This is a genomic window from Pseudomonas sp. TE3644, assembly GCF_056278815.1.
In genome coordinates, this window is sequence record NZ_JBWBQF010000001.1 from 1,759,492 (window position 1) to 1,773,919 (window position 14,428).

At 66.3% G+C, this 14,428-nt stretch carries 11 protein-coding genes; 5 read left to right on the forward strand and 6 right to left on the reverse strand.

Annotated features, from left to right (window positions below):
• Positions 1 to 2: 2 nt before the first annotated feature.
• From ACZ9GA_RS07890 to ACZ9GA_RS07910, 5 genes are read left to right on the forward strand one after another with little or no spacing between them, the layout of a single operon-like run.
• On the forward strand, positions 3 to 1,355 hold the full coding sequence (locus ACZ9GA_RS07890) for an LLM class flavin-dependent oxidoreductase (protein WP_457363218.1): 1,353 nt from the start codon (positions 3 to 5) through the stop codon (positions 1,353 to 1,355).
• Positions 1,352 to 2,932: an ABC transporter substrate-binding protein gene (locus ACZ9GA_RS07895; protein ID WP_457363217.1), complete on the forward strand. Its 1,581-nt coding sequence runs from the start codon at positions 1,352 to 1,354 to the stop codon at positions 2,930 to 2,932. The genes ACZ9GA_RS07890 and ACZ9GA_RS07895 overlap by 4 nt, the downstream gene beginning before the upstream one ends.
• Positions 2,929 to 3,873, forward strand: a complete 945-nt coding sequence (locus ACZ9GA_RS07900; RefSeq protein ID WP_457363216.1) for an ABC transporter permease — start codon at positions 2,929 to 2,931, stop codon at positions 3,871 to 3,873. Before ACZ9GA_RS07895 ends, ACZ9GA_RS07900 begins: the two co-directional genes overlap by 4 nt.
• The gene (locus ACZ9GA_RS07905) at positions 3,873 to 4,673 is read left to right on the forward strand and encodes an ABC transporter permease (protein WP_455923744.1); all 801 of its coding nucleotides are present in this window, start codon (positions 3,873 to 3,875) and stop codon (positions 4,671 to 4,673) included. Before ACZ9GA_RS07900 ends, ACZ9GA_RS07905 begins: the two co-directional genes overlap by 1 nt.
• Positions 4,670 to 6,277, forward strand: coding sequence for a dipeptide ABC transporter ATP-binding protein (locus tag ACZ9GA_RS07910; protein WP_457363215.1), 1,608 nt, complete (start codon positions 4,670 to 4,672; stop codon positions 6,275 to 6,277). The genes ACZ9GA_RS07905 and ACZ9GA_RS07910 overlap by 4 nt, the downstream gene beginning before the upstream one ends.
• A gap of 510 nt (positions 6,278 to 6,787) precedes the next feature.
• Here the strand turns inward: ACZ9GA_RS07910 and ACZ9GA_RS07915 are convergent.
• The 6 genes from ACZ9GA_RS07915 to ACZ9GA_RS07940 all read right to left on the reverse strand — a co-directional run bounded on the left by ACZ9GA_RS07915 (position 6,788) and on the right by ACZ9GA_RS07940 (position 14,422).
• A complete protein-coding gene (locus tag ACZ9GA_RS07915) occupies positions 6,788 to 8,113 on the reverse strand; it encodes a c-type cytochrome (RefSeq protein ID WP_457363214.1) in 1,326 nt (441 codons plus the stop codon).
• A gap of 11 nt (positions 8,114 to 8,124) precedes the next feature.
• On the reverse strand, positions 8,125 to 9,894 hold the full coding sequence (locus ACZ9GA_RS07920) for a GMC family oxidoreductase (protein WP_457363213.1): 1,770 nt from the start codon (positions 9,892 to 9,894) through the stop codon (positions 8,125 to 8,127).
• Between the two features lie 34 nt (positions 9,895 to 9,928).
• Complete coding sequence (locus ACZ9GA_RS07925; protein WP_457363212.1) at positions 9,929 to 10,648, reverse strand: gluconate 2-dehydrogenase subunit 3 family protein; 720 nt, start codon at positions 10,646 to 10,648, stop codon at positions 9,929 to 9,931.
• Positions 10,649 to 11,188: 540 nt separating this feature from the next.
• A complete protein-coding gene (locus tag ACZ9GA_RS07930) occupies positions 11,189 to 12,034 on the reverse strand; it encodes a TauD/TfdA dioxygenase family protein (protein WP_457363211.1) in 846 nt (281 codons plus the stop codon).
• A gap of 14 nt (positions 12,035 to 12,048) precedes the next feature.
• Positions 12,049 to 12,735: a peroxiredoxin-like family protein gene (locus tag ACZ9GA_RS07935; protein ID WP_457363210.1), complete on the reverse strand. Its 687-nt coding sequence runs from the start codon at positions 12,733 to 12,735 to the stop codon at positions 12,049 to 12,051.
• A gap of 481 nt (positions 12,736 to 13,216) precedes the next feature.
• The gene (locus ACZ9GA_RS07940) at positions 13,217 to 14,422 is read right to left on the reverse strand and encodes a dipeptidase (protein WP_457363776.1); all 1,206 of its coding nucleotides are present in this window, start codon (positions 14,420 to 14,422) and stop codon (positions 13,217 to 13,219) included.
• Between the last annotated feature and the right edge of the window lie 6 nt (positions 14,423 to 14,428).

Here is a 14,428-nt window from a genome sequence, read left to right on the forward strand (position 1 = left end):
ACATGGGTACTTCCCACAAGCAAATCATCCTGGGTGCCTTCATTCCCAGTGCCGGCATCATGGGCGCGGCGTGGCGCCATCCCTCTGCGGCCAAGGACTCGTTTCGCGACTTCGAGCACTTTCGCTGGGTGGCGCAGACGCTTGAGGCGGCGCGCTTCCACGCGGTGTTTTTCAATGACTCGGTGAACGTCGATGCCGACCTCGACGTGCTGGCCCACGGCCCCAACAGCGTGCGCTGGGACCCGCTGATCCTGCTGCCCGCGCTGGCCCTGGCCACCCAGCGCATCGGCCTGATCGGCACCGCCAGCACCACCTACAACGAGCCCTATAACCTGGCGCGCAAGTTCGCCAACATCGACCACCTCAGCGGCGGCCGGGTGGGCTGGAACCTGGTGACTTCGCTGGGCGGCGGCGAGAACTTCAACCGTGACGCCCACGTGCTGCACGCCGACCGCTACGACCGCGCCGAAGAGTTCTATGACGTGGTCACCGGCCTGTGGGACAGCTGGGAGGACGATGCCTTTATCCAGGACAAGGCCAGCGGCCGCTTCCTGGACACCGACAAGCTGCACGTGCTGGACCACCACGGCAAGCATTTCCAGGTGCGCGGGCCACTGAACGCGGCGCGCTCGCCCCAGGGCTACCCCGTGATTGCCCAGGCCGGTTCCTCCGATGCCGGGCGCGCCCTGGCCGTGCGCGCCGGTGAACTGATCTTCACCGCCCAGCACACCGTGGAGCAGGGCCGGGCGTTCTATGACGAGATAAAGCAGCGGGCCCTTGAACTGGGGCGCAACCCCGAGCACCTGAAAGTGCTGCCGGGCGTGTCGCCCATCGTCGGCCGCACCCTGGAAGAGGCCCAGGCGCGTTACGACCAGCAGCAGGCGTTGCTGGACGCACCGTCGTTCCTGCGCTCCATCTCGCGCTTCACCAGCCTGGGTTTCGACCTGTCCGAACTGCCGTTCGACGCGGTGGTGCCGCTGCCGCCCGAGCAGTTCGACACCAACACCCACAAGAGCCGCCAGAAGCTGGTGTTCGAACTGATCCGCCGCGAACGGCCCACGGTGCGCCAGCTGTTCAACAAGCTCACGGCGGGCGGCCATCGCATCCTGATCGGCACGCCGCAGAGCATCGCCGATGACTTTCAGGAATGGTTCGAGGGCGGCGCCGCCGATGGTTTCAACGTGATGTTCTCCGGGTTGCATCAGGGCATCGGTGACTTTGCCGAACTGGTGGTGCCGGAGCTGCAACGCCGTGGTCTGTTCCGCGAGGAGTATCAAGGCCAGACCCTGCGCGACAACCTGGGGCTGCCGTTCATTGCCAACCGCCATGCGCGTAAAACCGAGGGCCGTTCATGAGCCTGATGCGTCCCTTGGCCTTGTCTTTGCTGGCGCTGGCGCTGACCGCCTGTGGCGACGCCAAGGCACCTGCCACCCAAACCTCCAGCTCGCCCCACAGTGGCGGCGTATTAAAAGTGGCGCTGGACGGCGACCCGCAGTGCATCGACCCGCAACAGGCGGGCAACAACACCGCGCTCAACGTCGGCCGGCAACTGGTGGATTCGCTGACCGATCAGGACCCCGCCAGCGGCGCCATCAAACCGTGGCTGGCCGAGCGCTGGGAGGTGTCGCCGGACTCGCGGCGGTTCACCTTCCACCTGCGCGACGGCGTGACCTTCAGCGACGGCTCGGTGCTGGATGCGGCGGCGGTGAAGGCCAACCTGCAGGGCATCGTCGACCTGGGCGCCAAGGCGATTCTGGGCTCCACCTATCTGGCCGGCCTGCAGGGCATCGACACCCCCGATGCCCACACCGTGGTGGTGCGGTTTGCCCAGCCCAATGCGCAGTTCCTGCAGGCCACCTCGACCATGAGCCTGGGCCTGTTCGCCGCCCGCACCCTGGCGCTGCCCTCGGCCCAGCGTTGCCAGGGTGAACTGGTGGGCTCGGGGCCGTTCGTGGTCAAGTCGTTCGTGCACAACCAGGTGGTGTCGCTGACCCGTCGCGAGGATTATCACTGGCCTTCATCGCTGGCCGCGCATCAGGGCAAGGCCTGGCTGGACGGCCTCGACTTCCTGATCATCCCTGAATCGGGCGTGCGCCTGGGCAGCCTGGTGTCGGGGCAGATCGACGTCAACACCAGCGTTGCGCCCCAGGACGAAGCGGCGCTGCAAGCGCAGAAACTGCCGATCCTCAGCCGCGCCAACCCCGGCGTGGTGTTCATCCTGGCGCCCAATGAATCCACGCCCCTGTTCAGCGATGTGCGCGTGCGCCAGGCGTTGAACAAGGCCATCGACCGTCAGCAGTTCAAGCCGATCATCTCGCGCTATCAGCAGGTGGCCACGGCGTTGCTGGCCAGCAGCACGCCGCTGTACCACGACTACTCCACCCTGCTGGCCCATGACGATGCGGGCGCCAAGCGCCTTCTCGATGAAGCCGGGTGGGTGCCGGGCAGTGACGGTATTCGGGTCAAGGACGGCCAGCGGCTGTCGTTCAAGCTCGATTACTGGCAGCAGGTGCCGATTCTGGAACTGGTGCAGCAGCAATTGCGCCAGGTGGGCATCGACCTGCGCCTGAACAAGACCACCCTCAGCCAGGTCACGGCGACCCAGGCGGGCGGTGACTACAGCGTGCGTTTCCTCAACCTGACCCGCGCCGACCCGGACGTACTGCGCACCGTGTTCCAGGCGCCGGGCTACAACGTCAGCGTGCGCCAGCCGGGGGACATCGACCGGGTGCTGGCCGACTCGGCGGCCACCCTGGACCCTGGCCAGCGTCAAACCCTGATCGATCAGGCCAGCCAGCGTCTGCTGGTGGAGGGGCATGCCATCGCCCTGGTCGAACTGGCCACCGTGTTGGCCCACGCCACCAACGTCAACGGCCTGCACTATGAGGCGTCCTCGCGGCTGCAGTTCTTCGACACCTGGGTGCAGCCATGAGCGCCGCGCTGCTGGCGTGGTTGAGCCGTGTCGGGCAGGCGCTGCTGGTGCTGTGGGCGGCGTTCAGCGTGTCGTTCGTGATTCTGTACGCGCTGCCCAGCGACCCGGTGAGCATCATGCTCAACCAGAGCGGCGAACAGACCAGCGTCGACGCTGCGCAGGTAGCGCGCCTGCGTGCGGAGTACAACCTGGACAAGCCATTGGTGGTGCAATACGGCCTGGCGTTGGGCAAGGCGCTGCAGCTGGACTTTGGCCGCTCGATCCAGACCGGGCAGCCGGTGGCCGGGGCCTTGTTGCAAGCGCTGCCGGCCACCGCGCAATTGGCGTTTGCCGCTTTGCTGCTGGCGCTGACGCTGGGTACGGGGTTGGCGTTGCTGGCCAGCCTGAACCGCGTGCCGTGGCTGCGTGACGCCTTGCTGGGCGTGCCGGCCCTGGCGGTGTCGCTGCCCACGTTCTGGGTGGGGCTGTTGCTGTTGCAGGCGTTCTCGTTCGGCCTGCACTGGTTTCCGGCCATGGGCAACCGTGGCGTGTCGGCCCTGGTGCTGCCGGCGGTGACCCTGGCCATTCCCACCTCGGCGGTGATAGCCCAGGTGCTGTTGCGCTCGATGGCCCAGGTGCAGCGCCAACCCTTTGTCGAAGCGCTGCGCGCCAAGGGTTTGAGCTGGCCGCGGGTGGTGTGCGCGCATGTGCTGCACAACGCACTGGTGCCCATTCTCAGCCTCTCGGGGGTGATTGTCGGCTCGCTGCTGGCCGGTTCCGTGGTCACCGAAACAGTGTTCTCCCGCGAGGGCATCGGCCGTCTGGCTCAGGCGGCGGTGAGTGTGCAGGACATTCCTATGGTCCAGGGCGTGGTGGTGTTGGCGGCGTTGATCTTCGTGGTGGTCAACCTGGCGGTGGATGCGCTGTATCCGTGGCTCGATCCACGTTTGGGGAGGCGCTGATGAAACGCTGGCGTGTGGTGATTGCCGTGGTCGTGTTGGCCACGGCCTTGGGTTGGGCGCTGTGGCCGGGGTTGTTCAGCCACGCTGACCCGTTGCTGGGGATCCCCGGCAACGCCTTGCAGCCGCCGGGCGCGGCCCATTGGTTTGGCACCGATCAGTTGGGCCGCGACCTGTACAGCCGTACCGTGCACGGCGCCGGGCTGTCGTTGCGGGCGACCTTGCTGGCGGTGCTGATCGCGCTGCTCAGCGGCATCGTGCTGGGCGTGCTCAGCGGCTTTTTCGGCGGCTGGCTGGACGCGGCATTGATGCGCCTGGTGGAGGTGTTGATGGCGGTCCCGGCGCTACTGCTGGCCATGGCGGTGATCACCGTGCTGGGCTTCGGCACCCTGAACATCGCCCTGGCGGTGGGCCTGTCGGCGGTGGCCAGTTTTGCCCGGCTGGTGCGCGGCGAAGTGTTGCGCTGGCGGGTCAGTACCTTTGTTGAAGCGGCCAGCGCCTGCGGGGTGCGGCCGTGGACGGTGATCGCGCGGCACATCCTGCCGCCGGTGGCCGGGCCCGTGTTGGCGCTGGCGGCGCTGGAGTTCGGCAGCGCAGTGCTGGCGGTGTCGGCGTTGAGCTTTCTGGGCTTTGGCGCGCCACCGCCGCAGCCCGAGTGGGGGCTGCTGGTGTCCGAGGGGCGCAATTACATGGTTACGGCGTGGTGGTACACCGGGCTGCCGGGGCTGGTGGTGGCCGCCGTGGTCGTCGCGGCCAACCAAGTCGCCAGGGCCTTACAGGCACAACAGGGAGTTCGTCCATGAGTACAGTCCCCTTGCTGCAGGTCACTGACCTGCGGATCGACTACGGCACGGCCATTGGCCTAGCCGGTGTTAGCTTTACCCTGCAGGCCGGTGAGGTGCTGGCGATAGTCGGCGAGTCCGGTTCGGGCAAGTCCACCACGGCGGCCGCCCTGGTGGGGCTGCTGGCGGACAGCGCCCAGGTGCGCGGTGGCAGCATTCGCCTGGCGGGCCGCGAACTGCTGGGCCTGCGCGAGCGTGAATGGCAGTCGGTGCGCGGTGTGCAGATCGGCTTTGTGCCGCAGGACCCGGGCTTGTCCCTGGACCCGGTGAAGCGCATCGGCGAGCAAGTGGCGGAGGCCATGACCGTGCACGGCGTGCCGCGCAAACCGGCGCGCTTGCGAGCTTTGGCGTTGCTGCGTGAAGTCGGCCTTGAGGCCGTGGAGCGCCTGACCCGGCAGTATCCCCATGAGCTGTCCGGCGGCATGCGCCAACGGGTGTTGGTGGCCATGGGCCTGGCCAATCGGCCGGCCCTGATCATCGCCGACGAGCCCACCAGCGCGCTGGATGTGGCGGTGCAGCGCCAGGTGCTCGATTGCCTGCAAGGCCTTGCCCAGCAGCGGCAGGCCGCGGTGATCCTCATCACCCATGACTTGGGCGTGGCCTTGCAGCGCGCCGACCGGGTGCTGGTGATGCAGCGCGGGCACATCGTGGAAAGCGGCAGCGCCGCGCAGGTGTTCAACGCCCCCCGCCATCCCTACACCCGCGCCTTGCTGGCGGCGGCGCCCAGTGCGCTGGCGGCTTGCCCGCGCCAGCGTTCCGGTGCCCAGGTTGGGCAGGCGCCGGTGCTGAGCGTCAGCGGCCTGCGCAAGAGCTTCGCCACCTGGCGCCAGCCCCGGCCCCTGGCAGTGGACGATGTAGCGTTCGATGTGCCCCGCGGGGGTACCACCAGCCTGGTGGGGGCGTCCGGTTCGGGCAAGTCCACCACAGCGCGGCTGTTGCTGGGGCTGGAGCGGGCTGATGCGGGTTCGGTGCGTTTCAACGGTCGCGAATTGCTGGCGGCTTCACGGAGGGAATGGCGGGACCTGCGCCGGCGGATCCAGGTGGTTTACCAGAACCCCTACGCTTCGCTCAATCCACGCCTGACCCTGGCGCAGATCATCAGCGAGCCGTTGCAGGCATTTGCCGTGGGCACTCCACACAGCCGTCGTGAACGTGTGATTGAACTGCTGGCCCAGGTGCAGGTGCCTGCCGCGTTGATCGACAGCCGCCCGGGTAACCTCTCGGGCGGCCAGCGGCAGCGGGTGGCCATTGCCCGGGCCTTGGCCCTGGAGCCGGAATTGGTGGTGCTGGATGAGCCGTTGTCGGCGTTGGATGTGCTGGTGCAGCGGCAGATTCTGCAGTTGCTTGATGAATTGCAGCAGCGCTTGGGGGTGAGCTACCTGTTCATCTCCCACGACCTGGCCGTGGTGCGACAGATCTCGGATCGGGTGGTGGTGATGCAAGGGGGGCGGGTGGTGGAGCAGGGCGAGTGCGAGGTGGTGTTCCAGCGGCCGGAGCATCCGTTTACACGGGCGCTGCTGGAGGAGGTCATGCCGCCCAATACCGCGAACGCTATAAACCTGTAGCCGCTGCCGCAGGCTGCGCTGGCCCTGTGCTTCACCGAAAATCTCCAGGGTTCACCCCGGCCAGCGCAGCCTGGCGGCAGCGGCTACAAGCGCAGCGTGTAAGACCTGTAGCCGCTGCCGCAGGCTGCGCTGGCCCTGTGCTTCACTGAAAATCTCCAGGGTTCACCCCGGCCAGCGCAGCCTGGCGGCAGCGGCTACAAGCGCGGCGTGCAAGACCTGTAGCCGCTGCCACAGGCTGCGCTGGCCCTGTGCCTCACTGAAAATCTCTGGGGTTTACACTGGCCAGCGCAGCCTGGCGGCAGCGGCTACGCGGATTGCGTTATGGCTGCCAGGGCTAGTCGATGTTTTTCTAGCGGCCTTGAGATCGAGCGCCGCCCGCGCGGCGCTTCGCGGGTAGAACCCGCTCCCACATTTTGTTGCACCGTGCCATGGCCTGTGGGTTTTGGGTTGTCAGCGTTGTGTGTTTGGCATCAACGCCGCATGGGGGCACCAAGGCCCCCACACGGGCGTTTAGTGCGAAGCCGCGCTGAACTGCCCCCGCACCTTGCGCACCTGATCCGCCGACACCGCCCCGGCACGGTTGGACCAACCGCCACGCAGGAACGTCGCCAGCTCGGCCACCTCGCTGTCATTCATGCGCCAGCCAAAGCCCGGCATCGGCAACACAGACGGCGCCTGCGCCGTCGAAGGCGTTTGCGCCCCCGTCAGTATCACCGCGATCAACGCCGTGGGATTCTGCGCATTGACGATCGAGGCACCATCCAGATGCGGGAACACCCGTGGCGCGCCCTGGCCGGTGACAAAGTGACAGGCCCCGCAGTTGTCCAGGTACAGACGCTGGCCCAGGGACAGGTCGGTGGCCGCCGTCAATTGCCGGGTGGTGGCCGCGCTGCGCTCGGCGTCGGCGTGATACGCCGGCTCACCGGTGGCGGGCAGCGATTGCAGGTAGGTCGCGATGGCCTGCAAGTCCTCGGGGGTCATGTGCGAGGTGCTGTTGGCGATCACGTCCTTCATCTCGCCGGCCACGGCAGCGGTGCTGTTGCGGCCGCCGGCCAGGTAGGCCACCAACTCGTCCTGGGACCAGTGCTTCACACCGCGCAGCGCCGGCACGGCCCAGCCATTGAGCTCGGTACCGCTGAGGTAGCTGGCGGCGCTGTCGTCCAGGCCTTGCTCTTGCAGGGTCAGCGCCCGTGGCGTGTGGCACGAACCGCAATGGCCCAGGCCCTGCACCAGGTAGGCACCACGGGCAATCACGGCATCGCGGTTGGCCACGGTGTTGTCGGCTTGTGGCGCGGGGGCGAACAGGCTGCGCCAGTACGCCAGCGGCCAGCGCATCGACAATGGCCACGGGATGCCATTGGCCTGGTTGGCCTGCTGCACCGGGGCCACGCCCTTCATGAAGTAGGCGTACAGCGCCTCGGTGTCTGCCGTGCTGACCTTGGCGTAGGAGGGGAAGGGCATGGCCGGGTACAGTGCGTTGCCGTCATGGCCGATGCCCCGGCGCACGGCGCGCTCGAACTGGCCGTAGCTCCAGTGGCCAATGCCGGTATCAGGATCTGGAGTGATGTTGGTGGAGTAGATGGTGCCGATCGGCGACTCGATCGGCAGCCCGCCCGCAAAGGCCTTGCCGCCATGGGCGGTGTGACAGGCCACGCAGTCGCCCGCGCGGGCCAGGTACTCGCCCTGCTGGATCAGCGCGGGCGTCACCGGTTGCGACAGGCTGGCCTGGGCATCGCCGGCGCGGTTGAGCACCAGGCTCAGCCCCCACGCGGCCAGCGCCAGGATCACCAGGAGTGCTACCACCATCAGCCAGGGAAAACGGCGTGTGTTGTTCATGACCTCGTTCCTCATGCGCTCACCAGCGGGCCAGGGTTTTTCAGGTACAGGTCCTTGATGGCCTGGGCCGCGAACAGCGTCAGGGCACCGATCATGGAGGTGGGGTTGGCCTGGAAGTTCTGCGGGAAGGCGTTGCCGCCCGGCACGAACACGTTGTGCACGTCCCAGCTCTGCAGGTAACGGTTCAGCGCGCTGGTTTCAGGCGAATCGCCCATCACCGCGCCGCCCACGTTGTGGGTGGACACGTACTTGGTGATGTCCCAGTGCGAGTCCATGCCCAAGTAGCTTTCGCTGTAGCTGTCGGGTGCCAGTTCCTGGGTGATGCCCAGCACGACCTTGCGCAGGTACTGCTGCAGCTTCAGCTCGTTCTGCTTCCAGTCAAAGGTGATGCGCAGCAGCGGCTGGCCCCACGGGTCTTTGTAGGTAGGGTCCAGGTCCACGTAGTGATCGCGGTACGACATGCAGCTGGTGGTGATGCCGATCTTCATCGAGTGCCCGTACCAGTCGACCATGCCGTCTTTCCAGCCCTGGCCCCATTCGGGCGTGCCGCTGGGCAGCGAGGTGCCGATGGGCGTGCCGGTGGCTTGCGCGCTCTGGATCTTGGCGCCGCCTAGAAAGCCCAGGCCCGGGCCGTCGAAGTTGCCCGGCGAGACGTCGTTGAACAGCTGGCCGGTGGCGCCGGCGGTGGCGAAGGGGTTGAAGTGTTTGTCCTTGAAGAACAGCGTGGTGCCGCCGTTGCTCAGGAAGGCATAGTTACGGCCGACGGTGCCCTTGCCGCTGATGGGGTCATAGGGCGTACCGATTTTCGACAGCAGCATCAGCCGCACGTTGACGAACTGGAAGGCGGCCAGCACGACGATCTTGGCCGGCTGGAACACTTCGTTGCCCTGGCCGTCGGCGTAGGTCACGCCACGGGCGGTCTTGCCGTCGGCGTGCAGGTCCACGCGCAGCACGTTGGCGTTGGTGCGGTAGGAGAAGTTTTCCATGCGCTTGAGCGAGTCCAGCACCGCCGTTTGCGGCGAGGCCTTGGAGAAGTTCAGGCACGGGTACTTGCTGCAGTAACCACAGTAGTTGCATGGCGCGATCTGGTTGCCGTAGGGGTTGGTCCAGGCCCGCGAGACGTTGGCCGACGGGTTGGGGAAGGGGTGGTAGCCCAGCTTGCGCGCCGCGTCCGCGAACATCGTGTTGTTGAGCGTGTCTTCCATGGGCGGCAGCGGGTGCGGGAACGAGCGTGGTCCCTCGAACGGGTCGCCGCCGGGCATGATCGTGCCGCGCAGGTTGCCGGTGTTGCCGGACAGGCCGCAGATCTTGTCGAAGCGGTCCAGGTACGGCTCGATCTCTTCCCAGGTGAACGGGAAGTCCTGCACCTGCATGCCTTCGCCCAGTTGGCCGGGCTTGTAGGCCTGGTCGGCGTAGGTCTTGAGCTTGATGTCGGTGGGCGTGGGCCGGATCAGCACGCCGGTCCAGTGCAGCCCCGAGCCGCCCACGCCGGTGCCGGGCACAAAGGCGCCCCATTGGCGCGTCGGCAGCGCGGTGTCGTGAATGCTGTGGCGCACGGTCAGGGCGCCGTCCTTGGGCGTGACCATGATTTTGTTGCGCACGCCGTAGGCGTATTCGTCCGCAGGCTTGGGGTAGCCGAAGTCGGCGTTGGTGCGGTCTTCGCCGCGTTCCAGGGCGCGGACCTTGAGGCCGGCCTGGGCCAGCTCGATGCTCATCAGCGAGCCAGCCCAGCCCATGCCGACGACGATGACGTCGACTTCGTCATTGGTAATAGTTGCCATAAAACTCTCGATAAAGTGGGGCGCAGGGGGGCGTTCAGCCGCGTTCGCCGCTGAGGCTGACGGGACCCAGGGGGTACTTGACGTTGTGCTGCGCCACCCATTCCAGGTAGCTGGCACGCGCACCGGGGAAGCCGATGGCGATCCAGGCCTTCATGCCCTTGTTGCCGCCGTAGATGGGGTCGGCCAGGTAGCCCTGTTTGCTGTGCTTGAGCAGCTCGCCGAAGAACAGTTTGGCGCCCAGGATGCTCTCACCGAAGTCGGCGAAATTGATCTCGTCCGACGACAACCGCTTCAGCGCATCGATGCGCCCGGCTTCATCCAGGGCGGCGAAGTTGGCGCCGTGGGTGTGCTGGCACCAGGCCTGGGCGGCTTCGATGCCTTTCTGGTAGACCTCTTGTGGCCGGTAGGGCAATTGATAGCCCAGGGTGGCGGGGGCTTTGACGTCAAACGGGCCTTCGAGATAGATCTCACTGCCCAGGTCGCCCGCCAGTTGCTGGTCCAGGAACACCGGTACGTTGGTTTCCAGCGCGCCGGGGCCGCGCCCGCCGCCGGGTATCAGGCAGTCACAGGCGGCCATGATGAAGGCCCATTGCGCCGGGTCGAAAAACGTCGGGCGGTAGGTCTCAAGGGTGGGGGCCACCAGGTCTGCGGCCATGGCGGCGCTGAGGCCCTTGACCACCACGCCCATGGCCGGCAAGGCAATCAGGGAGGACAGCAGAAACTTTCTTCGGGATGTCTGCGAGGCTAACAACATAAGGGGGCTCACTTTAGCGGCTTGCAAAATCCGGACGAGGCAAGACAACGGCCAAGCGCTCGAAACGGTGTGCAAGCCCCCTCGAAAAGCGCCCAGCCAAAGGCCTGGCTTTCCCGCTGATGGGGAAAGGCACAAGGGGGCGGTTGGCCGCATCGGTGCTGAGGGGGTGGCAGGCCTTGGGGCTGCTCTAATTGGACTGGTCACATCGGGCCGGCGGGTGCAAAACCTGCTCGGCAAAGAGGGCGCGATACTGGAGTATCGTCTGGCTCATCACGGGTCAGTCATCGTACCACTGCTTTGAATGTAACGGCTACGATAATTTTTTGGGGTGTCAAAGTGACCGGGTGTCGCAGGGGTTAGTGTTGATGTAGAGCGGTTGTGGTGATTTTTCCCAGGTTTGATGATGATTTGACGTTATGTGATGACATGCCCCGTAGCCGCTGCCGCCAGGCTGCGCTGGCCGGTGTGAACCCTGAAGATCTCCAGCGGGGCACAGGGCCAGCGCCGCCTGGCGGCAGCGGCTACGAGGGGAGGGTTGAGTCAGCGCTTGCGGTGAGGAATATCATCATCAGCAATCAACACCCGCTCCATCACCCGCGGAAAATCGCCGTAGTTGTACACCGGGTAATGCAGCACCGCGCGGTTGTCCCAAAAGGCGATGGCACCCTCGGTCCATTTGAAACGCACGTGGTACTCGGGGTTGCTGTACGCCTTGAGCAACAACGTCACCAGTGCCTGACTCTCCTCCTGCGACCAGCCGATGATCTGCGGCGACATCGAAAAATTGATGAACAGCGCGTCCTCGCCCGTCTCGGGATGGGTGCGCACCAGCGGGTGGGCGAGGATGGGGTAGGGGTGGCCGACCTGGTCCAGCGACGACTTGAAATTGTGGGTGACAAAGGCATTGTCGATGCGCTCGCGCACCTCTGCCGGCAGGCCGCGATACACCAGGCCGCTGTCGGCCCACAGGGTGTCGCCGCCCACCGGCGGCAGGCTCACCGCGCGCAGTACGGCGCCATAGGTGGGCTTGAGCATCCAGCTGGTGTCGGTGTGCCAACGGCCCTTGCGCGCGTCGCCGTAGGCCACCGCGGCATCCTCCGCGCGGATCAGGTGCGCCTGAGGCAGGCTTGGGTCCTGCGTGTCGGTGGTGGGGTGCACATAGAGCTCGCCGAACTGGCGAGCGAAGGCCACCTGCTGGGCGCTGGTCAGGTGTTGATCACGGAAGAAAATCACTTTGTGCTTTAGCAGCAGGCCGTGGATCTGCTCGCGCTGGGCCGGGCTCAGTGGCCGGGCCAGGTCAACGTCACTGATTTCGGCGCCCAAGGTGGGTTCCAGTGCGGTGACGGTCAGCGGTTGTTCGAGTGCGATGGCGTATTCCGCGCCCATGGTGGTGCTCCTTGTCAGGCGGTGGCTTGGGTGGGGGTGAGCAGGGCGTCGACGGCATCGATGATCGGTTGCGCTTCGGTGCGCACCAGCCAGTCGGGGCTGACCTGGGCGAAGTGCACCCGGCGGTCGCTGCCGATCACCACCACCGTGGGCTGCGGCAGTTCCCAGGTGCCGGTGCCGGTCACCGCACCGATGCTCGAACCCTTGGCCTCGGCCGCTGCGCGCGAGGCATCGTCGAAGCTGTAGAGGATGCCCAGGCGCCGTCCCAAATTGTTGTCCGGGTCGCTGGCCACCTGCAGGGTCAGCTCATGGCGCTGCTTGATCTCGACCAGCCGCTCGGGCACCTGCGGGCTCACCGCCACCAGCGGTACGCCGCGGGCCTGCAAGGCTGGTTGCAGATGGCGCTGGTAATAGGGGATGGCGATGTTGCACGCCGGGCAGCCGGCGAAGCGGAAGAACACCAGCACCGCCGGCCCGCGACGTACCAGGGTGTCCAGGTCCAGTTCGCCGCCTTCCACCTTGAGCAGGGTGAAGGGGCCCAGGTTGTCGCCGGCGCGCACGAACGGCTGGGCAGGTGCCTGGTCGACCAGGCGTTGGCGCTGGTCGATATTGACTTGCAGGGCAGCCGGGTCCCAGGTGCGCACGCGCTCGGCGTGCAGGTCGGCCAGCAGTTGGTTCAGCGATGGTGTGGCGGTGCTCATGGATAGCCCTCATGGCTGTGGAGGAAGCAGGCCTCCGCAGCGTAGGGTCGGGCTGTATGGGGTGACGGTAGACGGGGGGAGGGGGGTTGTGAAGGTTTGTTTTGTTCTAAGCTAATATGCTGTTTGTGGATTTGATTTGTTTTTGGTAATGCCTTGTTTGCATATTGTCACTGTCTACTGTGGGACCGGGCGAAGCTCGGGAAGCGGCCAACCCAACCCTCGCGCCATACCCTTCCCGAGCTTCGCCCGGTCCCACAGATGGTCTGCGTGGTAGCCGCTGCCGCCAGGCTGCGCTGGCCGGTGTGAACCCTGAGGATCTTCAGCGGGGTACAGGGCCAGCGCAGCCTGCGGCAGCGGCTACGGTTGCCCCCTCCTGTGGGACCGGGCGAAGCTCGGGAAGCGGCCAACCCAACCCTCGCGTCGTACCCTTCCCGAGCTTCGCCCGGTCCCACAGATGATCCTGTGTAGACTCTGAAGATCTTCAGCGGGGCGCAAGGGCCGCCGCTTGCGCTGCCTGCAACACCCGCAGCAGATTTTCCCCCCAGATATTGCGCAAATCCTTCTCGGTATACCCCGCATCCAGCAACCGCTGGCTGATCTTCGGCAACTGGCTCACGTCTTCCAGCCCCGTGACCCCGCCACCGCCATCCCAATCGGCGCCAATGCCCACGTGCTCCGGCCCCACCACGTCGAGGATGTGCAGCAGGTGTTTCATGAACACATCCAGGTCGGCCTTGGCCTGCGGATAGCGGGTGTCGATGTCGTGGTAGTCCTGGTACAGCGCATGGCTTTGTTCCGGGCTCAGCGCTGCCAGGTTGTGGAAGCGGGCACCCAGGGCGGCGAGGGCCTTGTTGCGTTCGGGGTTGGGGGTCAGTGGCACCAGGTAGTCGCTGTAGCTGTTGACCTGCACCACGCCGCCCTTGGCCGCCAGTTGGCGCAAGCGCTTGTCGTCGAGGTTGCGCGGGTGCGGGTTGACGGCGCGGCTGCTGGAGTGCGAGGCAATGATGGGCGCGGTGGACTGCGCCAGGATCTGGTCGAACACCGCGTCGCTGGCATGGGACACGTCCAGCAGGATGCCCAGCCGGTTGGCCTCGCTCACCAACTGCCGGCCCTCGGGGCTCAGGCCCTTCCACTGGGGCAGGGCGGTGGCCGAGTCGGCCAGTTCGTTGTTGGCGAAATGCACCAGGCCCAGCATGCGCAGGCCCTGGCGGTAGTAGGTGTGCAGCAGGCCGGGGTCGGCCGCCAGGGGCTCGGCGTTTTCCATGCTGATGAACACCACGCGCTTGCCCTGGGCGGCGATGCGCCGGGCATCGTCGGCGGTCAGGGCCAGGCCGAACACCTGCGGGTTGCGGTCGATCATGTCGTGGATGCGCATCAGCGTGGCCAGGCCGTAAGCGCTGGCGTAGGCACGGCCTTCATCGGTCAGCGGCTGTTGGGGCGTGTACACGGCAAAGAAACCACCGTCCAGGCCGCCCTCGATCATGCGCGGCACGTCCACCTGGCTGCCGTCCTGGCGGTAGTCGTGGCGCTGGGTGATGTCCCAGCCGGGGCGGGTCAGGTCCAGCGGTGTGTCCAGGTGGCTGTCCAGCACCAACAAGCGTTGGTGCAGGGCCAGGGTGGCGGGGCTGACGACGGTGTCGGCGGTGTGGCCCAGCAGGGGTAGCAGGGCCAGGGTCAAGGCAAGCATCGACTT